This window comes from Pedobacter terrae (assembly GCF_036946585.1).
GTDB lineage: Bacteria > Bacteroidota > Bacteroidia > Sphingobacteriales > Sphingobacteriaceae > Pedobacter > Pedobacter terrae_C.
In genome coordinates this window covers 192,109-215,946 of the sequence record NZ_JAQIIV010000005.1, presented here as the reverse complement: position 1 = coordinate 215,946, position 23,838 = coordinate 192,109, and the positions used below count along the sequence as shown (strand labels likewise).

At 38.4% G+C, this 23,838-nt stretch carries 28 protein-coding genes; 16 read left to right on the top strand and 12 right to left on the bottom strand.

The features are described from left to right. Positions 1 to 89: 89 nt before the first annotated feature. From PGN18_RS09990 to PGN18_RS09975, 4 genes are all read left to right on the top strand, one after another. Positions 90 to 425, top strand: a complete 336-nt coding sequence (locus PGN18_RS09990; protein ID WP_335319348.1) for a tRNA-binding protein — start codon at positions 90 to 92, stop codon at positions 423 to 425. A gap of 296 nt (positions 426 to 721) precedes the next feature. Next, positions 722 to 1,189 (top strand): nucleoside deaminase, encoded by a 468-nt coding sequence (locus tag PGN18_RS09985; RefSeq protein WP_335319347.1) that lies wholly within the window; start codon positions 722 to 724, stop codon positions 1,187 to 1,189. Between the two features lie 256 nt (positions 1,190 to 1,445). Then, positions 1,446 to 2,054, top strand: a complete 609-nt coding sequence (locus PGN18_RS09980; RefSeq protein ID WP_335319346.1) for a superoxide dismutase — start codon at positions 1,446 to 1,448, stop codon at positions 2,052 to 2,054. A 96-nt stretch (positions 2,055 to 2,150) separates the two neighbouring features. Further along, positions 2,151 to 2,612 carry a hypothetical protein gene (locus tag PGN18_RS09975; protein WP_335319345.1) on the top strand — a complete coding sequence of 154 codons (462 nt, stop codon included), beginning with the start codon at positions 2,151 to 2,153 and terminating at the stop codon, positions 2,610 to 2,612. Between the two features lie 293 nt (positions 2,613 to 2,905). Here the strand turns inward: PGN18_RS09975 and PGN18_RS09970 are convergent, their stop codons facing one another. Next, positions 2,906 to 3,838, bottom strand: coding sequence for a hydrogen peroxide-inducible genes activator (locus PGN18_RS09970; RefSeq protein ID WP_335319344.1), 933 nt, complete (start codon positions 3,836 to 3,838; stop codon positions 2,906 to 2,908). Positions 3,839 to 4,058: 220 nt separating this feature from the next. Here PGN18_RS09970 and PGN18_RS09965 point away from each other — a divergent pair, with 220 nt between their 5' ends. Further along, positions 4,059 to 5,186 (top strand): glycoside hydrolase family 130 protein, encoded by a 1,128-nt coding sequence (locus PGN18_RS09965; protein ID WP_335319343.1) that lies wholly within the window; start codon positions 4,059 to 4,061, stop codon positions 5,184 to 5,186. A gap of 48 nt (positions 5,187 to 5,234) precedes the next feature. Here the strand turns inward: PGN18_RS09965 and fcl are convergent, their stop codons facing one another. Continuing rightward, entirely contained in the window at positions 5,235 to 6,143 is a 909-nt protein-coding gene (gene fcl, locus PGN18_RS09960; protein WP_335319493.1) for a GDP-L-fucose synthase, read from the bottom strand. A 130-nt stretch (positions 6,144 to 6,273) separates the two neighbouring features. On the opposite strand from fcl, the gene trmB reads away from it, so the two are divergent. The 5 genes from trmB to PGN18_RS09935 all read left to right on the top strand — a co-directional run bounded on the left by trmB (position 6,274) and on the right by PGN18_RS09935 (position 8,744). Next, complete coding sequence (gene trmB, locus PGN18_RS09955; protein WP_335319492.1) at positions 6,274 to 6,924, top strand: tRNA (guanosine(46)-N7)-methyltransferase TrmB; 651 nt, start codon at positions 6,274 to 6,276, stop codon at positions 6,922 to 6,924. Continuing rightward, on the top strand, positions 6,924 to 7,259 hold the full coding sequence (locus PGN18_RS09950; RefSeq protein WP_335319342.1) for an MGMT family protein: 336 nt from the start codon (positions 6,924 to 6,926) through the stop codon (positions 7,257 to 7,259). The genes trmB and PGN18_RS09950 overlap by 1 nt, the downstream gene beginning before the upstream one ends. 61 nt (positions 7,260 to 7,320) lie before the next feature. Beyond that, on the top strand, positions 7,321 to 7,674 hold the full coding sequence (locus PGN18_RS09945) for a carboxymuconolactone decarboxylase family protein (protein WP_335319341.1): 354 nt from the start codon (positions 7,321 to 7,323) through the stop codon (positions 7,672 to 7,674). Between the two features lie 99 nt (positions 7,675 to 7,773). Then, positions 7,774 to 8,148, top strand: a complete 375-nt coding sequence (locus PGN18_RS09940) for a four helix bundle protein (RefSeq protein WP_335319340.1) — start codon at positions 7,774 to 7,776, stop codon at positions 8,146 to 8,148. Positions 8,149 to 8,156: 8 nt separating this feature from the next. Continuing rightward, the gene (locus tag PGN18_RS09935) at positions 8,157 to 8,744 is read left to right on the top strand and encodes a DNA-3-methyladenine glycosylase I (RefSeq protein WP_335319339.1); all 588 of its coding nucleotides are present in this window, start codon (positions 8,157 to 8,159) and stop codon (positions 8,742 to 8,744) included. A gap of 62 nt (positions 8,745 to 8,806) precedes the next feature. On the opposite strand, the gene PGN18_RS09930 is transcribed toward PGN18_RS09935, so the two are convergent. After that, positions 8,807 to 9,097, bottom strand: a complete 291-nt coding sequence (locus PGN18_RS09930) for a hypothetical protein (protein WP_335319338.1) — start codon at positions 9,095 to 9,097, stop codon at positions 8,807 to 8,809. Next, entirely contained in the window at positions 9,057 to 9,491 is a 435-nt protein-coding gene (locus PGN18_RS09925) for a hypothetical protein (protein WP_335319337.1), read from the bottom strand. Before PGN18_RS09925 ends, PGN18_RS09930 begins: the two co-directional genes overlap by 41 nt. A gap of 148 nt (positions 9,492 to 9,639) precedes the next feature. Here PGN18_RS09925 and polA point away from each other — a divergent pair, with 148 nt between their 5' ends. Both polA and PGN18_RS09915 read left to right on the top strand, forming a co-directional pair. After that, positions 9,640 to 12,447, top strand: a complete 2,808-nt coding sequence (gene polA / locus PGN18_RS09920; RefSeq protein WP_335319336.1) for a DNA polymerase I — start codon at positions 9,640 to 9,642, stop codon at positions 12,445 to 12,447. Positions 12,448 to 12,621: 174 nt separating this feature from the next. Further along, the gene (locus PGN18_RS09915) at positions 12,622 to 12,954 is read left to right on the top strand and encodes a hypothetical protein (protein ID WP_335319335.1); all 333 of its coding nucleotides are present in this window, start codon (positions 12,622 to 12,624) and stop codon (positions 12,952 to 12,954) included. A gap of 257 nt (positions 12,955 to 13,211) precedes the next feature. Here PGN18_RS09915 and PGN18_RS09910 read toward each other — a convergent pair whose 3' ends face one another. The 5 genes from PGN18_RS09910 to PGN18_RS09890 all read right to left on the bottom strand — a co-directional run bounded on the left by PGN18_RS09910 (position 13,212) and on the right by PGN18_RS09890 (position 17,110). Continuing rightward, positions 13,212 to 13,889, bottom strand: a complete 678-nt coding sequence (locus PGN18_RS09910; protein WP_335319334.1) for a metal-dependent hydrolase — start codon at positions 13,887 to 13,889, stop codon at positions 13,212 to 13,214. A gap of 54 nt (positions 13,890 to 13,943) precedes the next feature. Next, the gene (locus PGN18_RS09905; RefSeq protein ID WP_335319333.1) at positions 13,944 to 14,249 is read right to left on the bottom strand and encodes a YbaB/EbfC family nucleoid-associated protein; all 306 of its coding nucleotides are present in this window, start codon (positions 14,247 to 14,249) and stop codon (positions 13,944 to 13,946) included. 23 nt (positions 14,250 to 14,272) lie between these two features. Further along, positions 14,273 to 15,256: a hypothetical protein gene (locus PGN18_RS09900; protein ID WP_335319332.1), complete on the bottom strand. Its 984-nt coding sequence runs from the start codon at positions 15,254 to 15,256 to the stop codon at positions 14,273 to 14,275. A 4-nt stretch (positions 15,257 to 15,260) separates the two neighbouring features. After that, complete coding sequence (locus tag PGN18_RS09895) at positions 15,261 to 16,490, bottom strand: serine hydrolase domain-containing protein (protein ID WP_335319331.1); 1,230 nt, start codon at positions 16,488 to 16,490, stop codon at positions 15,261 to 15,263. A gap of 68 nt (positions 16,491 to 16,558) precedes the next feature. Further along, positions 16,559 to 17,110, bottom strand: coding sequence for a cupin domain-containing protein (locus tag PGN18_RS09890; RefSeq protein WP_335319330.1), 552 nt, complete (start codon positions 17,108 to 17,110; stop codon positions 16,559 to 16,561). A gap of 241 nt (positions 17,111 to 17,351) precedes the next feature. On the opposite strand from PGN18_RS09890, the gene PGN18_RS09885 reads away from it, so the two are divergent. Continuing rightward, positions 17,352 to 17,729 (top strand): GxxExxY protein, encoded by a 378-nt coding sequence (locus PGN18_RS09885; RefSeq protein ID WP_335319328.1) that lies wholly within the window; start codon positions 17,352 to 17,354, stop codon positions 17,727 to 17,729. Positions 17,730 to 18,028: 299 nt separating this feature from the next. Here PGN18_RS09885 and PGN18_RS09880 read toward each other — a convergent pair whose 3' ends face one another. Next, the gene (locus tag PGN18_RS09880; protein ID WP_335319326.1) at positions 18,029 to 19,705 is read right to left on the bottom strand and encodes a 2-oxo acid dehydrogenase subunit E2; all 1,677 of its coding nucleotides are present in this window, start codon (positions 19,703 to 19,705) and stop codon (positions 18,029 to 18,031) included. A gap of 30 nt (positions 19,706 to 19,735) precedes the next feature. Then, positions 19,736 to 20,731 carry a pyruvate dehydrogenase (acetyl-transferring) E1 component subunit alpha gene (gene pdhA, locus PGN18_RS09875; RefSeq protein WP_335319325.1) on the bottom strand — a complete coding sequence of 332 codons (996 nt, stop codon included), beginning with the start codon at positions 20,729 to 20,731 and terminating at the stop codon, positions 19,736 to 19,738. A gap of 496 nt (positions 20,732 to 21,227) precedes the next feature. Between pdhA and PGN18_RS09870 the strand changes: the two genes are divergently transcribed. The 3 genes from PGN18_RS09870 to PGN18_RS09860 all read left to right on the top strand — a co-directional run bounded on the left by PGN18_RS09870 (position 21,228) and on the right by PGN18_RS09860 (position 23,341). After that, entirely contained in the window at positions 21,228 to 21,785 is a 558-nt protein-coding gene (locus tag PGN18_RS09870) for a C40 family peptidase (protein WP_029274974.1), read from the top strand. Positions 21,786 to 22,016: 231 nt separating this feature from the next. After that, positions 22,017 to 23,114 carry a CapA family protein gene (locus PGN18_RS09865; protein ID WP_335319323.1) on the top strand — a complete coding sequence of 366 codons (1,098 nt, stop codon included), beginning with the start codon at positions 22,017 to 22,019 and terminating at the stop codon, positions 23,112 to 23,114. 44 nt (positions 23,115 to 23,158) lie between these two features. Further along, positions 23,159 to 23,341 (top strand): hypothetical protein, encoded by a 183-nt coding sequence (locus tag PGN18_RS09860; RefSeq protein WP_139222276.1) that lies wholly within the window; start codon positions 23,159 to 23,161, stop codon positions 23,339 to 23,341. 69 nt (positions 23,342 to 23,410) lie between these two features. Here PGN18_RS09860 and PGN18_RS09855 read toward each other — a convergent pair whose 3' ends face one another. Beyond that, positions 23,411 to 23,596, bottom strand: coding sequence for a hypothetical protein (locus tag PGN18_RS09855; protein ID WP_335319321.1), 186 nt, complete (start codon positions 23,594 to 23,596; stop codon positions 23,411 to 23,413). Between the last annotated feature and the right edge of the window lie 242 nt (positions 23,597 to 23,838).

Below are 23,838 nucleotides of genomic sequence, written 5' to 3'. Positions count from 1 at the left end.
CCGTTTGAATAGAAATTATTTTTCTTGAGGTTCGCAATGGCGAATAATTTAATAATTTATAGTTTTGCCGTTAATACATTAGATTATTTATGGAACAGATTACCTGGGGCGATTTTGAAAAAGTAGAATTAAGAGTTGGGACCATTTTAGAGGCTTTCGAATTCCCGGAAGCGCGAAGACCTGCATACAAAGTAAAAGTAGATTTTGGCGAACTTGGCATTAAAATGAGCAGTGCGCAGATTACAAAACATTATACGTTGGAAGAATTACCCGGAAAACAGATTGTTGCAGTGGTTAACTTCCCCAAAAAGCAGATCGGAAAATTTATGTCCGAATTTTTAGTTACCGGTTTTGCAGATGAAAATGGCGATATCGTATTAACTACGGTAGAGCGTAAAGTGCCGAACGGAAGTAAACTGATATAATGCTTTTAGACCCTGAAGTTTTACCAGACATTTGCTCTTGGAAACTTCGGAAGTTTGTTCTCTATTTGTTCACCATTAGCACAGGCTTTTGTTCAATAGCCCTGATTGAAGTGGAAAGACCGCAAGCGAGGCACGAGTGCGTACCTGAAACGAAAAGCAGGGCTGAAGCAACCGGTTAGCAGTAACATTACGCTCCAAAACCCAACTAAAGTTTCAGCTTAGACTTCAGAAGTTACCGCGCCATGGCCACCAAAACTTCGGAAGTTTTTTGGTCATTATTAAGCTATATTTACAACATGAGTTTTTACAATTTCGAAAATACCGATCCTGAAGAAGAAGATATTCATTATATGAAATTAGCTTTGGAAGAAGCAAAAAAAGCCTTAAATGAAAATGAAATTCCGATAGGTGCTATCGTAGTAAGCAAAAACAGGATTATTGGCCGTGGTTATAACTTAACCGAACGCTTTAATGATGTAACCGCACATGCCGAAATGCAGGCTTTCACTTCAGCTGCACAAACTATTGGAGGAAAATATTTAAGAGATTGTACTTTATATGTAACCATTGAACCTTGTGTAATGTGTGCGGGCGCAAGTTATTGGACGCAGATTGGCCGCATTGTGTATGGTGCCCGAGAAGAGAAAAGAGGATTTATTTCCAAAAATGCAAACCTGCTTCACCCAAAAACTGAGCTTAAAGGTGGTATAATGGCAAAAGAATGCGGCACATTGATGAAGGATTTTTTTGCGAAGAAAAGATAGCTTCCCATTTCTATAATTAATTAATGGTCAATAGTTGATAGTTAATGGTCAGCGGGTCATATAGATGATCAAATAGATGACGTAGGCCAACCTTTTTTTGCACTATGTAAATGACTAATATCTTGGTGATTATTATAATTTTTAATCAATGCCAATACCCACAAAACCATTTGATGATAATAACATGAACAAATCTTAACGTTGTAATGTTATATTTGCTACAAGAAACATTTTTAAATCTTTAAACATAAACATTATGGCTTTTGAATTACCTGCGTTACATTACGCAACCGATGCATTAGAACCGCATATTGATAAAACTACCATGGAAATTCACCATGATAAACACCACCAGGCATACGTTACCAACTTAAACAAAGCATTAGAAGGTAAGCCGGAGGCAAATTCAAGCATCGAAGAAATTGTAAAAAACATTTCAAAATACCCTGCGGCTGTTAGAAATAATGGTGGTGGACACTATAATCACTCATTATTCTGGAACATTTTAGGCCCGAACAAAGGTGGTGAGCCGACTGGCGATTTAGCTAAAGCAATTAATGAAACATTTGGTTCATTTGCTGATCTTAAAACGAAGTTACAAGAAGCTGGCGCTACCCGTTTTGGTTCAGGCTGGGCTTGGTTATCGGTAGGTGCTGATAAAAAACTTCAGGTTTCTTCAACGCCAAACCAGGATAATCCTTTAATGGATGTTGCTGAAGTAAAAGGAACACCAATTTTGGGTATCGATGTTTGGGAACATGCTTATTATTTAAAGTATCAAAACAAACGCCCTGATTATTTAGCGGCAATCTGGAATGTAATCAACTGGGATGCAGTTGCTGAACTTTACAAAAAAGCTTTATAAGCTTACATTCTATAAAAATTTAAGAAAAGTCCCGGTGCAGATCGGGACTTTCTTGTTTTAAGATAATTAAGTAACTTCGCATATAAAATATTCAGAATGAAAAGGCTTGTCATTTTATTTTTAATGGTTGTTGGCGTAAATATACTGGTGCATGCACAACAGAATAAAGTACCTACCCCGGCAGAAATTGCCCAAAAGAATGTAGATGATCTGGAGAAACGGTTAAAATTGAATGGTACGCAAAAAAGTGTCATTTATAGTTATACGTATAACCAGGCTAAAGAACAAGCTGATTTAATTAAAAGACAACAGACAGGTAACTCGCGTGAGGAGGATGTAGATAAATTTTACAAACTTCAGAACGAAACCTCAAAAAATATCCGCAACGTTTTAAGGCCGGAGCAACAAACCGAATATGATAAAATTATTGAGGAACGTTTAAGTGGCAAGGGATTAAAATCTAAGAACAAGAAAAAGAAAAAGGGCGAAGAGGAAGAAGTGGAGAGTGACATCAAAGGGTTGCTATCTGCACCACCGGTAGAAAAACAAAATCAATAGTATTTTTAATTAATCATTCTGATCTTTTTAGAAGATAAAAATCCTGCTGCAAAAGGTTATACGCTGGCAGATCATGTGGGTGAGGGTAGAGAGGTTGCGAAATAAATCAATTCCAGAAATCCTATAATATAAAGAGTCGTCATTGCGAGGATGAACGACGAAGCAATCTTTATAGCAGGGATCATTAACGGGAAAGATTGCTTCGTCGGCTGAAAAGCCTTCTCGCAATGACGATCGTATTAAAAACTTGCTAAATTTTTACTACACTCTATCCCTTTAAACTTCGCAAGAAGTTAAATCCCAACCACATCTTTTTTCTTTTTCTGCTTCATTGCCTTTGGAATAATTGCCAAAATCTCCTCTTTCAAAGCATTAAGCATTCGCTTTTTAATAAAGTTTTTATGGGTTACCAAACTAATCTCGCGCACAGGTTCAGGTGATTTGAAATGACGTACCTTATTGGTTTGCTTCGCATTTAGTTCTGATATAGCCAGTTCGGGTAACAGCGTTGCGCCCCCATTTAAATCGACCATACGCACCAGGGTTTCAACGCTGCCTGTATTATACTCAAGTCCCTGTAACCTGTTATTTTTGGTCGAACGACAAATGTTCAATACCTGATTACGCATGCAATGACCTTCATTTAAGAGCCAAATATTTTCTTCGTTCAGGTCTTCGGCATCAAGCGCTTTCTTTTTGTACAGTTTGCTGTTTTTGCTGATATAACTGACAAAGTTTTCATAGTATAACGGCGTTTCGGTAATGTTTGGATCAGTAAGTGGTGTAGCCAAAATACCGCAATCCAGTACGCCGGTTTTTAGATGATGAATAATATCTTCAGTGGTATACTCCCAGATTAGAAGTCTTAATTCAGGGTACTTATCCAGCATAGCCGAAATCACCTCTGGCAATAAATATGGCGCAATGGTAGGGATTACCCCGATTTTCAGTTCGCCCATTACATCTTGCTGCTGACTGCTGATCAGCTCTTTAATTTTTCCGCTTTCCTGTAAGATAATTCTGGCCTGGGCAATAATCTGCGCACCAATTTCTGTAGGACTAACAGGCTGTTTGCTCCTATCGAAAATTTTAACACTAATCAATTCCTCTAATTTTTGCACCTGCATACTTAAGGTAGGCTGGGTTACAAAACATTTTTCAGCAGCAGTTACGAAACTTCTATAGGTATCTACGGCAACAATATATTCAAGCTGAACTAATGTCATATAGGTAAAATTGATTAATCAATTCAAATATATCAATTTTAACTATAACCGAAAACTGTTTGTGTTTATAATATCGTTAAACTTGAATAATTTGAACTAAAATTTTCCATTAAAATGAACCATTTAAACAAAAGATTGAACAGCCATTTTAATCTGATTGATTTAATTTTGGGTAATTATACTATCACCAGCTAAGCATATTAATTAGTATTTTAGTTTCATGAACAGAGCCATTTTTCGCCTATATCTTTTTGTCGTTTTTCTTCTGCTAGCCTTTGCGGCAAATGCCCAGGATAAACTCCCAGAATGGGCACTTGGGCCATTTTTACGACCAGAAAATGTTAATCCCATTATTTCGCCAAACACAGAAAGTGTTTTTATGGATCCCATACTCAAGAAGAAAATAGCCTGGGAGGCCAGCGATGTCTTTAATCCCGCTGCGGCTGTATATAAAAGTAAGATTTATGTGTTATATCGCAGTGAAGATCGCTCTGGCACTGGGATAGGTATGCGTACTTCCCGAATAGGGATTGCTGAAAGCAGTGATGGCATTAAAATGAAGCGTAATCCGGAACCAGTACTCTATCCAGATGAAGATGAGCAAAAAGCAAACGAATGGCCAGGGGGGTGTGAAGATCCTCGCATTGCCGTTACGGCAGAGGGTTTATACGTCATGTTCTATACACAATGGAACCGAAATATCTTCCGACTAGCTGTAGCCACTTCCAAAGATTTAAAACACTGGACCAAACATGGCCCCGCATTTAGTAAAGCTTATAATGGTAAATTTAAGGATCTCAAATGTAAATCTGGCTCAATTGTGACGAGGTTAGAAAACGGTAAACAGATCATTGCCAAAATAAACGGTAAGTACATGATGTACTGGGGCGAACGTTTCATGAATATTGCCACCTCTGTTGATCTCATCAATTGGGAACCGGCTTTAAATACGGCAGGCGACTTGGATTTAATTGTGAAACCGCGGAAAAAATATTTTGATAGCGACCTTACCGAATGCGGTCCGCCGGCCGTTGTTACAGATAAAGGTATTCTAGTTTTATATAATGGCAAAAATAGAGGCGACGCCGAAAGAGATGTTAATTATGTAGCCAACACCTATTCGGCTGGGCAGGTGTTATTTGATCTCAAAAACCCTTCAAAAGTGATTGCACGGCTCGATCAACCTTTTTTTGTGCCTACTGCGCCTTTCGAAAAAAGTGGACAATACCCCTCTGGTACGGTCTTTATAGAAGGATTGGTTTTTTTCAAAAAGAAATGGTTTTTATATTACGGTTGTGCAGATAGTCGGGTAGCAGTAGCCATTTACGACCCTGCTGCTCAAAAATAAGGTGCAAAATACAAGGGCGAGTAGTTACACGCCCTTGCAAAATTTGTTTTAGTACCGGCTTTCAAAATCCTGATAAGCCAGGGCAATGCCTTCTTTAAGTTCAATTTTATGTTTCCAGCCTAAACTGTGGAGTTTACTCACATCCATTAATTTACGCGGTGTACCATCTGGTTTAGTAGCATCGAATACCAGTTCGCCATCAAAACCCAAAACCTCTTTGATCATTAAAGCCAGTTCTTTGATGGTTAAATCGTGTCCGGTGCCAATATTGATTAGATTTGCTTCATTATAATTTTGCATCAGGAAATAGCAGGCATCGGCTAAATCATCGGCAAATAAAAATTCGCGCATGGGTGAACCCGAACCCCAAACCACAACTTCTTTTTTGTCATTTACTTTTGCTTCATGTACCTTGCGGATCAAAGCGGGTAAAACATGCGAATTTTGAGGGTGGTAATTATCATTAAAGCCATATAAATTTGTTGGCATCACGGAGATAAAATTACAGCCGTATTGATCGCGATAGGCATCACACATTTTGATCCCTGCAATTTTGGCGATGGCATAGGGTTCGTTGGTATGTTCTAATGTGCCTGTTAAAAGATAATCTTCTTTCAAGGGCTGCGGAGCCATTTTAGGATATATACAGCTTGAGCCAAGAAACATCAATTTTTTAACATCGTTTATGTAAGCATTGTGGATTACGTTATTTTGTATAGCTAAGTTCTCATAAAGAAAATCGGCCCGGTAGGTATTATTGGCTTCGATGCCGCCAACCTTTGCTGCTGCAAGAAAAACATAATCTGGCTTTTCTGCTGCAAAGAAATCGGTAACCGCTTGCTGGTTGCGCAAATCAAGCTCTGCTGAAGTTCTGGTAATGATGTTTTCGTAACCTTCCTTTTGCAGTTTGCGGTAAATGGCCGAACCGACCATGCCACGATGGCCTGCAATATATATTTTTTCGTTTTTTTTCCACTGTAATTTTTATAGATTACAAAAATACGATTCCTGAACAAAATTGGCGCTAATCTTTATGGCAAAAGAAACTCCAATTATCGATTTAATTGTATTTTTGCAGAAAAAACTTTTGGGTAAAGATAAACTTAGGCGTTTTGCTGAAATTGAAACATTTGCAAACGTATATCAATTAGAACAAGGGAAAGCTTTAAAGGGAAATTGGGCTTCGGCACATTTTAAAAATGCAAACCCTATTGTGCTGGAACTGGCCTGTGGAAAAGGCGAATATTCGGTAAATCTGGCCAGGTTATTTCCGGAGAAGAACTTTATTGGGGTAGATTACAAGGGTAACCGCATCTGGCGAGGGGCCAAAACGGCCATTGAAGATGGGATTGATAACGTTGCTTTTTTAAGGATACAGATTGAAAACCTACTGGATTATTTTAATGAAGGAGAGATCGACGAAATCTGGATCACCTTTCCCGACCCACAGCTACAGGATAGCCGCGAGAAAAAACGTTTAACCTTTCCGGCATTCCTGAACCGTTATAAGCTGGTGTTGAAACCGGGCGGATATGTTAACTTGAAGACAGATAACGATCAGTTGTATGCTTACACTTGCGAAAAAGTTGCAGAATTGAATTTGCCTGTACATAAAAAGACCGATCATCTGTATACTTCAGATCTGGTTGATGAGGTACTGTCGATCAAAACCTATTACGAGAAAAAATACTTGTTGCACGATAAAAATATTAATTATATTCAATTTTCTTTTGAATAATGAATACCAACTTTTACGAACAGGTTTATGAGATTGCCCGGTTAATCCCGAAAGGAAGGGTTACTTCTTATGGGGCTATCGCAAAAAGTTTAGGTGCAGCGAAATCATCAAGAATGGTTGGGCATGCCATGCTCTATGCTGGAACCGCTCATCCCCAGGTGCCTGCACATCGGGTAGTAAACAGCAGCGGGCTGCTTACCGGGAAGTTCCATTTTAAGCCACCGGAGTTAATGGAAGAATTACTGAAAGAAGAAGGTGTTGAAGTAAAAAACGATAAGGTGGTCAACTTTAAAAAAGTATTCTGGAATCCGTTGGAAGAAATCAACCTTGATTGAATAAATTAGTATTATCGTCACGCTCTCATTCAAAAAATTTTCATTCAATAATTAATTATACATGGGAAAGCTTGTAGAAGAGTTTAACGGCTATCGTGAAAAAATGAACGATAGGATTATGGAAACAGCAAATACAAATATCAAACGTTTTTTTGCGCTTGATACAACCAGTTATGCCGATGGCGCTTTGGATGTTAAAACTAAAGAAATGTTGGGGCTTGTTGCTTCTATGGTTTTGCGTTGCGATGATTGCATCAAATACCACCTGGGCAAATGTTTCGATGCAGGTGTAAACCATGATGAAATGAACGAAATTTTCATGATCGCAAATTTAGTTGGTGGTAGCATTGTAATTCCTCATTACAGGAGGGCTGTGGAGTATTGGGATGAACTAAGTTCGGAGTTGGGAGTTTAGCGTTTGGAGTTCCTTGCATGTTCCAGATCGGAGTCATGACTTTGAAAGGGAATGCATTCAGATATAAGAATGTAGGATTGAATTTTCTTATATTTATATATGGGAACGATTAAAGATTTATTAGCTTATCAGAAAGGATTTAAGCTTTCCATGGAAATTTTCTATATTTCTAAAAGGTTTCCGCCAGAAGAAAAATATAGTTTAACAGATCAAATTAGGAGATGTTCGAGAAGTGTTTGTGCAAACTTGGCGGAAGCCTATAGAAAGAGGAAATATCCAAACCATTTTGTGAGTAAGCTTTCCGATGCTGACACGGAAAATGGAGAAACTCAAACTTGGCTGGAATTCGCTTTGGCATGTAATTACATCTCTGATGATGAATTTAGTTTATTAAATAGCCAAGCAGAAGAAGTTGCAAAACTCTTGGTTTATATGATGAATAACCCAGAAAAATTTTTTATTAAACCTGTTTAGCATTTTGTATGGAAACCCCAAACTACCAACTAAAAACTCCAAACTCAAAACGCTGTAGCTGGGCCACTTCCGATCCCTTCTATATTAAATACCATGATGAAGAATGGGGAAAACCTGTTGACGATGATCAAATTTTATTTGAATTTTTAATTTTAGAAGGTGCACAGGCTGGTTTAAGCTGGATTACTATTCTCAGAAGACGCGAAAACTACCGTAAAGCCTTTGCAGGTTTTGATGTGAAAAAGGTTGCCGCTTTTACCGACAAAGATGTAGAAAGGTTAATGAACGATAAAGGTATTATCCGTAACCGTTTAAAGGTGAATGGTGCCATTACCAATGCCAGGCTGTTTATGAAGATCCAGCAAGAATTTGGCAGTTTTTCTAAATACATGTGGAATTTTGTTCCGGATGGTAAGCCCATTTTAAACAACGTGGAGAAAATGAGCGATGTTCCGCCAAGAACCGAACTATCCGACCAAATCAGTAAAGACATGAAAAAACGTGGCTTCAAGTTTTTTGGCACAACCATCTGCTATGCATTTATGCAGGCAACTGGCATGATAAACGACCACTTGTTAAACTGTTGCGCAAGGTAATTTGGTTTAATAGTTGATCAGAAACGATCTTGCAATCCTAAAATCTATTGTTAATCCTAGCTCTATTTCTTTGTCGCGTTATACTCCTTTACCCATTCAATAACAGCTCTGCTATTAAAATCTGTTCCGGCTTCAACTTTAGCTTTTAAAGCCGGTTGATCGCCTATTTTCTGTAACAGGATATTTTTAACTTCCAGTTTTTTGGAGTCATCAGTTATTGCTTTCATCGGCACCTCCTGTAAAGGCCCAGCACCAGGTTTTTCGATAAAGTAGCGAACAGCAGGTGCGCCTGCAGGTCTTTCTGGTGCGGTGTTACGTCCACCGCCGATGCTGATGCCCCCGCCCATACCCATGCCACCAAAACCTCCGGTGCCTGTTCCAATCCCAATGGAAGGTCTGAATTTTACCTTTTTCTCTTTTGCCTGAGGGTACCAGGGTTCCTCCACCAAAAGAATAAAGATTAACAGTTCCCATTTCGATTACCTTAACAAAACGATATTCGAAATTGCGCCCATTTGCAAAACCTTTGCTCACAAAGCTATCTCCATTCCAGAAGAAATTTTTAACGTCCTTTGCTGGCAAAATCACATCGGCTTCATCATTGGCACTGATAAAAACAGAAAAATAATCCGTGCCTTTTATCGTTCCACGGATAACATCGTCGTTGTTTTTAACGATAAAATCTTGTGCAAAAATGGTAGATGCCGATGCAAAAATCAGTAATAACAGGGCTGTGGCTTTTTTCATATCTATGCAATTTAAAAACAAACGCAATTTAACGGGTTTTAAGATACAGTTCATAAAATTTCGTGTTATAGTTCTGTAGATTATTAACTTTGATTAATTTATCAGAGATTTCATCTTTTCGGTGTAATCATTAAATCAGTGTAATCACATGAATAAAAAACTCTTTCTCCTAGATGGTATGGCGCTGATGTACAGGGCGCATTTTGCATTAAGTAAAAATCCGCGTTTTACCTCAACAGGCATTAATACTTCTGCAGTAATGGGCTTTACCAATACCTTATTGGATGTTCTAAAGAAAGAAAAACCAACACATATTGCAGTTGTTTTTGATACCGATGCACCTACTGAAAGGCATACGTCTTTTGAAGCCTATAAAGCACACCGCCAGGCCATGCCCGAAGATTTGGCTGCAGCCATGCCTTATGTACTTAAATTGATTACCGGTTTTAATATTCCTGTAATTACCTCTGATGGTTACGAGGCAGATGATATTATTGGTACACTGGCCAAAAAAGCAGAACAAAAGGGTTATCAGGTTTATTGTATGACACCTGATAAGGATTTTGCACAGTTGGTTTCTGAAAATATCTTCATTTACAAACCTGCCCGTATGGGCAACGATATGGAAATATTGGGAGTAAAAGAAGTGTTGGCCAAATGGGAGATCGAAAACGTATTACAGGTAATTGATATCTTGGGTTTATGGGGTGATGCCGTAGATAATATTCCTGGTATTCCGGGGATTGGGGAGAAAACCGCAAAAGCGCTGATTAAACAATATGGTTCGATGGAGAACATTATTGCCAACTCACACGAGCTAAAAGGAAAACAACGCGAAAACGTTGAAAATTTTGCTGAGCAAGGTTTGATATCCAAAAAACTAGCTACCATTTTATTGGATGTTCCGGTTGAACTGGATGAAGCCAGTTTAGAACTCTGTGATCCGAGCCGCGATTTATTAGAACCATTATTTACTGAATTAGAATTCAGGACTTTAGGGCGCAGGGTATTTGGTGATGAATTTTCGGTAACCACAGCACGTTTTCAAGAGGGTACACAAACAGATTTATTTGGCAATCAATCAGGAGAAGCCATCCAGTACACCAATACGCTACAAGAAGAGCCCGAAGAAAAACTGCCTGCTAAAACCATTGATAATACCGAACATGATTACCAGCTGGTTGACTCGGCTGAGCAGCGTGCCGATCTGATTAAATTGTTACTTGCTGAGCAGCGGATCTCCTTCGACACCGAAACGACTGGTACGGATGCAAACATGGCCGATTTGGTGGGTTTGTCATTCTCTATTAAACCTGGAATAGGTTATTATATTCCGGTTCCTGCTGAAAGAGAAGAAGCGCAGTTAATTGTTGATGAATTTAGAGTGGTATTGGAAAATGAGAATATTGAGAAAATCGGTCAGAATACCAAATACGATATCCTGGTTTTAAAATGGTATGGCATAGCGGTAAAAGGAAAGCTTTTTGATACCATGCTGGCGCATTATTTAATTGATCCGGACACCCGCCATGGGATGGATGTGCTATCAGAGAACTATCTGGGTTACTCGCCAATTTCTATTACCAAACTAATCGGGGCAAAAGGTAAAAACCAGCTTACCATGCGTGATGTTCCTGTGGTTGATGTGGTAGATTATGCTGCTGAAGATGCTGATGTAACATTGCAACTGGCACACATTTTTGAACCAAAATTAAAAGAATTAAATGCAGCTAAACTTGCCGAGGAAATTGAAAACCCTTTGGTTTATGTATTGGCAGATATAGAGAAAGAAGGCGTTCGAATTGATATCGAAACTTTACAGGCCTATTCTAAAGAGCTGGAGACTGAAATTATCAAATTTGAACAGAATGTGTATGACAAAGCCGGAATTAAATTTAACCTGGCTTCACCAAAACAATTGGGAGAAGTTCTATTTGATAAACTTCAGCTAGACCCTAAAGCCAAAAAAACCAAAACCGGGCAGTACCAAACCGGTGAAGATGTTTTAACGGCCCTCGCCAGTAAAAGTGATATTGTAAAAGATATTTTGGATTTCCGTCAGTTACAGAAACTTAAATCAACCTATGTAGATGCGCTGCCACTTATGGTTAATCCTAAAACGGGCAGGGTGCATACATCCTACAATCAGGCCGTTGCCGCAACCGGTCGGTTAAGTTCCAATAATCCTAATTTGCAGAATATCCCCATCCGTACCGAGCGGGGAAGAGAAGTACGCAAGGCCTTTATCGCAAGGGATGAAAACCACATTTTGTTATCGGCCGATTATTCGCAGATAGAATTGCGCATTATTGCCGAGATCAGTAAGGAAGAAAACATGCTTGATGCTTTTAGCAAGGGGATTGATATTCACACAGCAACTGCAGCCAAAGTATATGGCGTAAGTATTGAAGAAGTAGATGGAACACAACGTAGAAATGCCAAGGCGGTAAACTTTGGAATCATTTACGGGCAATCTGCCTTTGGTTTATCGCAGAATTTAGGTATTCCGCGTAAGGAAGCAGCCGATATTATTGAACAATATTTCGCACAATACCCTGGCATTAAACGTTACATGAGTGATACCATGAATTTTGCACGAGAAAATGGATACGTAGAAACCATAATGGGAAGAAGACGTTATTTAAGAGACATTAACTCGGCGAATCAAACCGTAAGGGGCTTTGCTGAACGAAATGCCATTAACGCGCCTATACAGGGCTCTGCAGCCGATATGATCAAGATTGCCATGATCAATATCCACAAAGAGATGAAAGCACAAAACCTGCAATCAACCATGACCATGCAGGTACATGATGAGTTGGTTTTTGACGTGGTTAAATCTGAAAAAGAAGTGATAAAAGCAATTATACAGGATAAGATGGCTAATGCCATTAAATTAACTGTACCAATCGTGGTAGAAATTGGCGAGGGTGAAAACTGGTTGGCTGCACATTAAAATGATAATACACTGGGCGCACCTATCTTAAATAAAAATGTTTGTGATCTTCATTAAAACTTCATATCGATTCAGGAATTTTATATCAGCAAAATAAACGAGTAAAACAAAAATTATGAAACCTCGGAGTGAAACGAAGAAGCTTCATAACAATTAAAAACAAATCTAAAAATTATGAAAAAGTTATTGAGTTTAATCGCAATCGCAGCATTTGGTTTAACAACAGCATTTGCTCAAACACCGGCAACAGCTACTCCGGCTAAAGCTAAAACCGTTGTAAAAAAAGAAGTAAAAACCACAGCAGCACCAGTTAAAGCAGGTGCAAAACAAGAAGCTAAAAAAGTAGAAACTAAAACGACTACTAAAGTAAAAGCAGACGGTACACCAGATATGCGTTTTAAAGAAAATAAAGCAAAAGCAGTAACTAAAGTTGCTGGTCCAACCAAAAAAGATGGAACCGCAGATATGCGTTACAAAGCAAATAAAGCTGCTGCTAAAAAGAACTAGGTTCAGGTTTATAATTTGAAAGGGTCTCCAGTTGAAATTGGAGGCCCTTTTTTGTTTTCAGACCACATGGATTACTTTCTAAGCGTGCACGCCGCAAAAAAAAATCGTCATCTCGACCGGAACGCAGTGTAGCGGAGAGATCTACCTCGAGATAGATCTCTCCATTTCGTTGCACTTCAGATGAAATGACGGTTCTTTCGTTGGTCGTGATTTGCAATCACGACCGTTCGAGCGGCGTATTTATAATGCGCATTAAACTATAAACTTATCGTTTCACCAATTGCTGGTAATAACAAAGTTTTCTTTTCCCGTACAAATTTATCTAATGCAGTTTGGGTATCAATTTCAATCACAGGAAAAGTATTATAATGTACGCCGATTACCTTGTCGCAATCGAAATATTTCGTTGCAATCAAAGCATCATCAACATCCATCGTATAATTTCCTCCAATGGGTAAAATGGCATAATCCAGATTGTAAATGTCAGCCAGAACTTTCATCTCGATGGTTAAACCTGTATCACCTGCAAAATAAATTTGTTTGCCGTCCACTTCAAGCACAAAACCAGCAGGATTTCCACCATAACTTCCATCAGGTAGGCTAGATGAATGGGTGGCAGGTACCATTCTTACGGTTCCCCAATCGAATGTGAATTTCCCAAAATTCATTCCGTGTAATTTTTCTACACCCTGTTTTGAAACCCAGTCAATAACCTCAGGCATCGCAATCACCGTAGCCTTGGTTTGTTTAGCCAATTCAACCAGGTCGGCTACGTGGTCGGCATGGCCATGGCTCACCAAAATGTAATCAGCTTCAATCGCTTTAATATCGATGTTTTTCGCCAATGGATTGTGTGATATAAACGGGTCGAATAAAAGTTTTTTACCAGCTGTTTCCAATAAGAAACATGACTGGCCGTAATAAGTATATTTCATGGTTTTAGTATCAAATAGGTTGACTTAAGTACCAGAATTAATTTTGATGATATATTATTGGCCAAACATGCCGCCCAAGCCACCTAACATATCTTGTGCTGATGCCTGCATTTCTGCTGCGCTTACTTGTTCGGCGCTTGCAATCGCTTTGTTGATAGCGGTGAGCAACAGCTCTTCCAATTCTTCTTTATCAGCGCCTTTTAAAAAGTCTTCATCAATAGCAACCCCGGTAATGGTTTTGTTTGCCGTTGCCGTAATTTTTATGGCTCCATTTTCAACTTCGCCATAAACCGATATGGTATCCAGGCGTTTTTTAATTTCCTCGGCTTTTTGTTGTGCCGCAAATAATTTGTCGAACATAATCGTTTTCTTTTATAATGAAACTAAATCCGGCCTAAAATCGTATTGGCCTCATCAAGGAAGTGCTCAATTTTTTTAGTGCCTATAAAGCTTTTAAGGTTTAAAGTGATGGTTTTGTTTTTGGCAGGCAAAAAAATCTCTGCCCTAACTTCAGTACCAGAATAAATAAAATTGGTGGTTTTACGGATCACCTGAAAACGGATCAGGTCATCAAAGGGATATTCTTTATTAAAACGGCCCTTAAAGGTTGAACGGATCACCTTCCTCTGGTTTTTATCAAAGCGGACATTGGAGGTAGCTGCGAAAAGAAGTGCCAAGCCGATTAGCGCCGGGAAATAAGTAATTAGTACTTTTTGAAAGGATCCTTCCCCTGAAAAAAAATCTGGACTAAACAATATAGCAACCGTAGCTCCGATGAAAATCAATCCAAAAATAAAACTTCCGATTTTGTTATCGCGCAATAGGTAAACACCACCCTCTTCTCTGAAAAATTTAAAATCGTAAATGGTCTGTTTAGGGCTTGCCGGTGCATAAGCGAAAACGAGTTCATCAATTTTTGGCAATACCTCCTGTTGAAACGCGATCAGATTAGCATCAGATGCTTTGCTGTATCCGGCAGAAACCTGTAAGCCCCTGCCGTGGCGGTTACTTTTTCTGAACAGTTTATAATTAAAGCTGCTTCCTAAAATTTCGTATGGTTCTACTGAGGCGATATCATCAAAGGGAATTGACCCAATTGGTAAAAACGCAATCCTTTTATATAAAATCCTGCTGCTTCCGTCAAAAATTACCTTTGTTTCGGCAGCAAAGATCAGCATTAAAGGAATTAATAAAAGAAAGCCATAATACCCAAAAGTAAAACCAGTAGAATAACCTTGCATTGATCTTGACAAAAAGAAAATGAAGGCTGCAAATAGTACAAAAAAAATGATACCAATAATCCTTAAATTTCTTTTAGGATAGATGGTTAATGTACTTGGTCCGATTATCCATTTTGTTTTTGCCATAAATCTAATCTTCGTCTGAGCCTGGCAAACTGCCGTTGCCATGGTATGCACCTTTACGTATAATTGGCATATTCAAATGCTTGTAAAGATCATCCAAATGCATTAAGCTGCCATTTGTTAAGTTGCCTAAAAATATAACGATAATATTTTTACTTAAGTCTCTTACATAAATATGGCGGAAACCGTGCCACCAACCCGTATGGTATACCACTTTGTCCATATTCTCGCCATCGAACATTCTCCAGCCATAACCATAGTTAAAATGGCCATTTACTGGTTTGTTGCGACCTAAATAAGCAGAATCGAGGCTTTTTTTAGTCAATAATCTACCGTTTTTTAAATATTTATCAAATAATACTAAATCATGTACGGTACTATAAATGCCTTTATCCCCAACGGGGCCATCCAAAAAGTTCTGCGCTACAGAGTAACGCCAGGTACGGTCGTGGCCAACTACATCAACCGGGATTTTTTCATATTCTGTTGTACTATATACATGTGTATGTTTTAACCCGGCTGGTTTAAACACATGTTCCATCATATATTGAGAATAACGCTGTCCGGTTACTTTTTCTATAATGGCACCCAGTACCATAAAATTTGAGTTGTTATAATGGAACCGGTTATCGGGTTTGGTGTATGGATTAGGTTTGCGCTCGGCAATAACGTTCATCACTTCCTGATTGGTAACCCCTTTTTTCATATTACGTTTTTCTTTACGCCAAATGTCATCGATAAAATAAACATAGTTCATCATACCGCTACGGTGCGAAAGTAACAGCTTTACCGTAATGCCATCATATGGGAAGTTAGGGTAGAACTTTTTTACATCATCGTTTAATGAAAGTTTCCCGGCTTCAACCAGTTGCATAATTGCTGTACCAGTGAATGTTTTGGTAATGGAAGCCAGTTCGAACTCCGAATTGATCTTTAAGCTGTCGCGGTGTAGGTAATCGGCCCAGCCGATCGCTTTTTCATAAAGAATTTTTCCATCTTTTGCTACCAGCATATTACCATTAAATCCATATTTTTTATGAAGGTTATCTACAAAGTCAGCAATCCATTTGTCGCCTTTTTGCGGATTATAAACCAATAAAAGGCTATCCGACTTGTCGTCTTCTTTGCTACGGACTTTTTTATCAGCTTCCTTTTTCTCTTCAGATTTTTTGCCCGAGCAGGCAGTTAATAAAGTTGCAGAGAGGGCTAATGCTGAACATATATATCGAAAATTCATTTATACGAGGGATAGTGTATTTAAAACCCGAAAATTAAAGAATTTTAGACGGTTGCAACAAAAGAGTTTTACACATTTCCGCAATTCTGCCCATACCAGCATTCAAATAAATGCCCTTTGCTTCCGTAAACAGGATCGCTATCGGGATTTTTTACCTTCGCAATGGTTTCATCTGCTTCAGGACGCTCTTCAGCCTTGCCATATTTAATATTATAATCCGCGCCATTCGGATACGCGCCAACAACCGTGAAGTCATCGGTTGAGTTTAGTTTTTTATGGGCTACTCCGGCAGGAATGATTACGACATCACCTTTATCCAACTCAATGCAAACACCGTGCTCGCCACCAAACTGTACATCGGCTTTACCACAAAATACCCCCATGACTTCGTGTGTATTGCTATGATAGTGGTGATAATCGAAGATGCCATCCACCCAGGAATTGGTGTAACCATTTTGTGCAAAAACCTTTTTTATTACCTCTGCAGTATCATCGGGTTGTAACCTGAATGTACCTTTATATATCATCAAGGGCAAATTTGGATTGTTGGGAAAATCGTCGTTTTCTTCTATTGTATGTGCAACCAGATAAGCTTCTTGTATCAATTTTTCTTTGTCCATGATTTTTGGGTGTTTCAATAGTTAACAATGTAATTGGAAAAGGGTTTAAATATTTGACGAATTTGGATGAGCGATTCGTGCAGACACGAAACAGGGCATAATGATTTTTTCCCGCAGATTTAAGAAGATCAGCGCAGAATTATCTTATTGTTCAATGAGCCCAACATTACTTTTATTATTAATTGGATTATGGTATTTTTAATTAATCATCCTGGCTTAAAAAGATTAAACATTTTTTATTATGGATGAGAATGATATCTCCTACCAAATTAGGGGTGCAATATTTAAGGTTTACCATGCATTAGGGCCAGGTTTATTAGAATCTGCTTATGAAACAGTGTTATCTTATGTTTTAGATGAATGTGGTTTAAAAGTCAAACGACAAGTACAATTACCAATTGTATTCGAAGACATAATATTAGCTACTGGCTATCGAATAGATTTATTGATAAACGACTTGGTGATTATCGAAATTAATTCTGTAGAAACTGTTGCTCCAGTTCATCACAAACAAGTACTTACGTATCTCAAACTTTCTGGGCTAAAACTTGGGTTACTTGTTAATTTTAATTCATCAGATATATCAAGTTCTATATGGAGAAAAGTGAATGGACTTTGATAAATGTTTCTGGCCATCGCCTGGAAATCGTATAACTGAATATCTGCGTTATTTGCGAAATCTGCGAGAATTTCTTATCAAATTCATCAGATATATCAGTTCTATGTGACGAAAAGTGAATGGCCTTTGATAAATAGTTTCGGGCTCGTTACTAAGAAATCGCATATTTGAATATCTGCATTCTTTGCGGAATCTGCGGGAAAGTTTTCATTAAAACTTAAAAACAAAAAAGCCATCTTTTTAGGATGGCTTCTTATTATGTAGTCAGTATAAACTGAAAACTGTAAATTGCTAACTGGTTAGGCTAATAACCTGATTGGCTCTTCTAATAAACCTTTTAATGTTTGTAAGAATTGTGCACCAGTTGCGCCATCAACCACGCGGTGATCGCAACCTAAAGTAAGTTTCATTACATTACCAGGAACAACAGCACCATTTTTAACTACGGGTACCTGTTGAATTGCACCTACAGATAAAATTGCACCATCTGGAGAGTTGATGATTGAAGTAAACTCATCAATACCAAACATACCTAAGTTAGATACGGTGAAAGTAGAACCTTCCCAGTCTGCTGGCTGTAATTTTTTGGATTTTGCTTTAGCACCAAAATCTTTTACTTCAGCAGAGATATGTGATAAAGATTTGCCATCGGCGAAACGTACTACAGGCACCAATAAACCATCTTCTACGGCCATGGCTACACCAATGTTAGTATGTTCGTTAAATCTGATTTTATCGCCACCCCACGATGAGTTAACAGCCGGGTGTTTTTTCAATGCAACGGCAACCGCTTTAATCACAATATCGTTGAAAGAAACCTTAACAGGAGCAACTGCGTTAATAGCTGTACGTGCAGTCATTGCGTTGTCCATATCAATGCTAATGGTTAAATAGAAATGTGGCGCTGTAAATAAACTTTCTGCTAAACGTTTTGCAATTACTTTACGCATTTGCGAAACTGGCTGTTCAGTAAATTTAACTTCACCTACAAATTGAGGAATCACTGGCGCTGGTGCAGCAGCTTTCTCTGCAGCCGGAGCTGATGCAGATTCTGTTTTTGCAGGCGTTGCAGCTGGTTTAAAGTTTTCGATATCTTTTTTAATGATACGGCCACCTTCTGCACTTCCTGCAACCTGCGATAAATCAATACCTTTGTCTTTAGCTATTTTCTTAGCTAAAGGAGATGCTTTAACGCGGCTATCTGAAGAATTTTCTGCAACAGGAGCAGATGAACTTGAATCAGCACTTGCAGCTTGTTTTTCTTCTTTTGGTGCTTCGCTTTCAGCTTTAGGAGCCGGTGCTGAACCGCCTGCCAAAATTCCGCTTACATCAGTCCCTTCAGGGCCAACAATAGCAATAATTCCATTTACTTTGGCAGCCTGACCTTTTTCCACACCGATATGCAATAGCGTTCCGGTTGCATATCCCATAACTTCCATAGTTGCTTTGTCAGTTTCCACGTCAGCAAGAACATCGTCATCTTTAACCTTGTCACCAACTTTTTTATGCCATTCAGCAATTACGCCTTCAGTCATGGTATCACTTAACAAAGGCATACGGATCACTGTAACACCTTTAGCAGCCAATTCTTCTTCGCTTAAACCACCACCTTGTGCAGGGGTTGCTTCTTCTTTTTTATCTTCTGCTTTAGGAGCCTCGTTTTTGCTTTCAGCTTCCGGACTTGCCGAATCCTGACTTCCTGACTTTTCTGCTTCTAAAGCCGCTTTATAATCTTCGCCTTCTTTACCGATAACGGCCATGATGGCATCAACAGGAACAGCCTGACCTTCTTCTACACCAACGTATAAAAGAGTGCCATCCCAATAAGATTCCATATCCATTGTTGCTTTGTCAGTTTCTACTTCTGCCAAAACATCGCCGCTTTTCACTTTATCGCCCACTTTTTTATGCCACTTCGCCAAAACCCCTTCGGTCATGGTGTCGCTCATTTTGGGCATTTTAATTACATCAGCCATTATATCTAATTAATTGAAATCTTATTAATATTAGTCCATTACGTAAGGATAGTCATCCTGCATATATACATCTTTGTATAATTCAGATGCATCAGGCCAAGGAGATTCTTCAGCAAATTTTACTGCCTGATCTACAATTCCTTTTACTTTAGCTTCTATTTCTTCAATCCAGGCCTGATCTGCATATTTTTCTCTCAAAATAGTTTCTCTGGCTAGCTCAACAGGATCTTTTGCCTTATAATCTTCTAATTCTTCTTTGGTACGGTATTTTGCAGGATCTGACATCGAGTGACCACGATAGCGGTAAGTTCTCATTTCTAAGAAAGTAGGTCCTTCACCTTTACGTGCACGTTGAATGGCTTCGTCCATAGCATTGTGTACCGCAACCGGATCCATACCGTCAACTGGTGCACATGGCATATCAAAACCTAAACCTATTTTATAAATATCAGTCATGTTAGTGGTACGTTGCACTGAAGTACCCATGGCATAACCATTGTTCTCGCAAACGAAGATAACAGGCAATTTCCACAGCATCGCCATGTTGAAAGTTTCGTTTAATGCACCCTGGCGCACCGCACCATCGCCCATGTAACAAATATTTACGTTATCAGTTCCTTTGTATTTTTCTGCAAAAGCAACGCCGGCACCTAATGGAATCTGACCACCAACAATTGCATGGCCACCGTAGAAGTTATGCTCTTTACTGAACATGTGCATTGAACCACCTTTACCTTTAGAGCAACCTGTAGCTTTACCGTACATTTCTGCCATAATACTATCGGCACTAACTCCTAAAGCTAAGGCGTGAGCATGATCACGGTATGTTGTAATCATTGAATCACCTTTTTGCATTGCAGATATTGCACCTGCAACTACAGCTTCTTGCCCAATGTATAAATGACAAAAGCCACGTATTTTTTGTTGTCCGTATAACTGGCCAGTTTTTTCTTCGAATTTGCGCATCAGCAACATCGACTCGAACCACTTTAACCAGGTATCTTTATTTATTTCTACTGCACTCATTTTAGGGTATTTGTTTTTTTGCGACAGCAAATCTAATTTTTTTATTGCAATTTTTGACACTTTTTGATGTAAAAACATCATAGTATTAGGGTTATAATCAGATTTAACAGTTGTTTTACAATTAAATATAATCCGCTGCTGTCAATGTCGGTTTAACATGGATTTTTTATAATTAAATCAATTCCCTTTATGATAATATGGAATCAATTTAATCTGAAATTTAATTCTGCATATCTACTCATATCCATAATTTAAAAATAATGGATTTTTACAGTTAATGATAAAAATTTAAAAAGAAACATTTAATAAAATTCATGGCTTTTCTGAGAAAATTGTAATCAAACGGGCGGCTAAAAGACGTGAATGTTGATAACTTTCATTTTTTCTAACATTACATTTGGATAACATTTGTATAATTAATACTTTTGACAACCAACAATAAGCCCATGTGGTGTACGTTAATGTGTAAGTGAATACCCAAACATAACTGTATAACATGATTAAAAAATTTTTGTTTTCTACTCTAATTGCTATCTGTACGCTCTCGGCCGCATTTGCGCAGACAAAAACAAAAGAATCTGGTAAAGAATTAAATGATCCTGATAACCTTGCATCGCAATATTTTTCGCAGGTAATGGGTGTTGCAGTAGATGCAACTTCGAATTTAAAGCTGTACAAGTTTATTTACGAATGGATCGGAACGCCATATAGTTACGGTGGAAACACCAAAAGAGGCATCGATTGTTCGGCTTTCACTAAAGCCATTTACGATAAAGTTTTCAACACCACCATCAGAAGAAATTCACGCGATATTTTCAGCATGGTAGATCCCTTATCAAAAGAAGATTTAAAAGAAGGCGATTTGGTTTTCTTCAAAATTAAAAGCAGAAGCATTTCGCATGTAGGCATTTACCTGGGCGATAACAGATTTGCACATGCATCAAGTTCTCGTGGGGTGGTCATCAGTAACCTTAACGAACCTTATTACAGCCGTTACTTTTACAAAGGTGGCCGCGTTTTAGAATCGTTTAAGAAAGAGTTTACAGTAGAATAATTCAGTTGGCAGTTAACAGTTCACAATATTCAGTTAACGGTTGCCCAAATAAAATTACAATCCTCCTAAAGAAATTTCGGGGGATTTTTTATTGAACACAATTCCAATCCGTCATTTAGAGCGGAATGCAACGTAGTCGAGAAATCTATCTAATAGATCTCTCCCTGCCTGTCCGCAAAGGCGGGCATCCCACTACGTTCCAGTCGAGATGACGATTACAATAAAAACCTAATGAAGCGCATCAATACCATCCTAATCTTACCCTTAGTTGTTATAATCCTGATTAGTTGCACCAGCAATAATGCACAGGTTACCATACCAGTAACCAGGCAGGATACCGTAATCAGGAAAATTAAGGATACCATTTCCATTATCGCTGTTGGAGACATCATGCTAGGCTCTGCTTTTCCTACCAAAGCCAACCTCCCTCCTGACGATGCTGTAAACAGTTTCGAGGCGGTTGATGGTTTATTAAAAGGAGATATCGTTTTTGGCAACCTTGAGGGCTGTTTTCTGAACTCAGGCCATTCAAACAAATGTAATGGCATTAATCCGAACAACTGTTATGCTTTTAGAATGCCGGAGCGCTATGCCGGGATATATAAAGAAGCGGGATTTAATGTTTTGAGCATCGCCAATAATCACGTTGGTGATTTTGATGCAAGGGGAAGGAAAAACACCGCAAAGATTTTAGATTCGCTACAGATCCATTATGCCGGGCAGGTAAACAAACCTTTTGAAGTTTTTGAAAAAGATAGTGTCAAGTATGCCTTCTGTGCATTTGCGCCAAATGAAAATACAGTATCGATTAATAAGATTGATAGTGCAAACGCACTGGTGGCCCGTCTAAAACGAATAGCCGATATTGTAATTGTTTCTTTTCATGGTGGAGGTGAAGGTGCAAGATTTGAACACGTTCCGCGCAAGAACGAAATTTTTTACAAAGAAAACCGGGGTAACGTTTATGCCTTTGCACATGCGGTTATTGATGCCGGTGCCGATGTTGTACTTGGACATGGTCCGCATGTAACCCGTGCCGTTGAGGTTTATAAGAATAAATTCATTGCTTACAGTTTGGGTAATTTTTGTACCTATGGAATGTTCAGTTTAAAAGGCAATAATGGTATTGCACCTTTACTTCAGCTAAAAATAAATGCAAAAGGTGATTTTCTCTATGCCGATGTTGTCTCTATCAAACAGGATAAAATTAACCGTTTAACCCTGGATGATAACTATAGCGCCTTCAAAAGGATTAAAGAACTGACAGATATTGATTTCATTGGTCATCAACTGAAATTTGCTGATAACAGAATCAGTTTAAAAGATTAATCTTCTGCGACATCAATTTCAAATTATTTCAGAATATTTGTCGTATGAAAACAGGATTAATACTTCATTACATTATAGGTATTGCTGCAGCAATTTTAGTGTTGGCAGCAGCTTACTACATCAATCAAAATCCTAAAAACCTATTATCTGCAGGAATTATTATCCTTGCAGGTTGTTTGGTTGCCTTTAGCCAGTACCAGATCATCAAACAGAAGAAAAAACAGTGACATTACTGCGATTGGATGCTTACAGCTCAATTAATTTCAGTGTGCCAATATTCAGGATGAAAGCTTGATCTAGCCTTCATCCTTTGTATTTTTTACCAGGCCAATGCCCGATACAAAGAAAATTAATCCGATTATTCCATAAACCAGCAATCCCCTGTTGTTTTGACTGTGGTTAACAAAGCCATATCCGGCATAAATTAAGCCGATAATTCCTAAAATGGTTAATATCGTTCCGAAAGTTCGTTTTACGTTCATGATCTGTTTTTAACATCAAACAAGGATTTCAAACTTTTTGTTTGATGAAATTTTACAGAGTAGTTTCTATTTTGTTTAATTGTAATATTTAAAGTACAATAATGACTTTGTAATCCGAAAGTCTAACTTTAGGTATCATCCACCTCAAAACAGGTGGATTAAATTTTCATTTATTTATAAAACGTTTTAGTAAAGCCAAATATATCAATTTATCATTTTGTGAATAGAGAACAGCAGGGGAA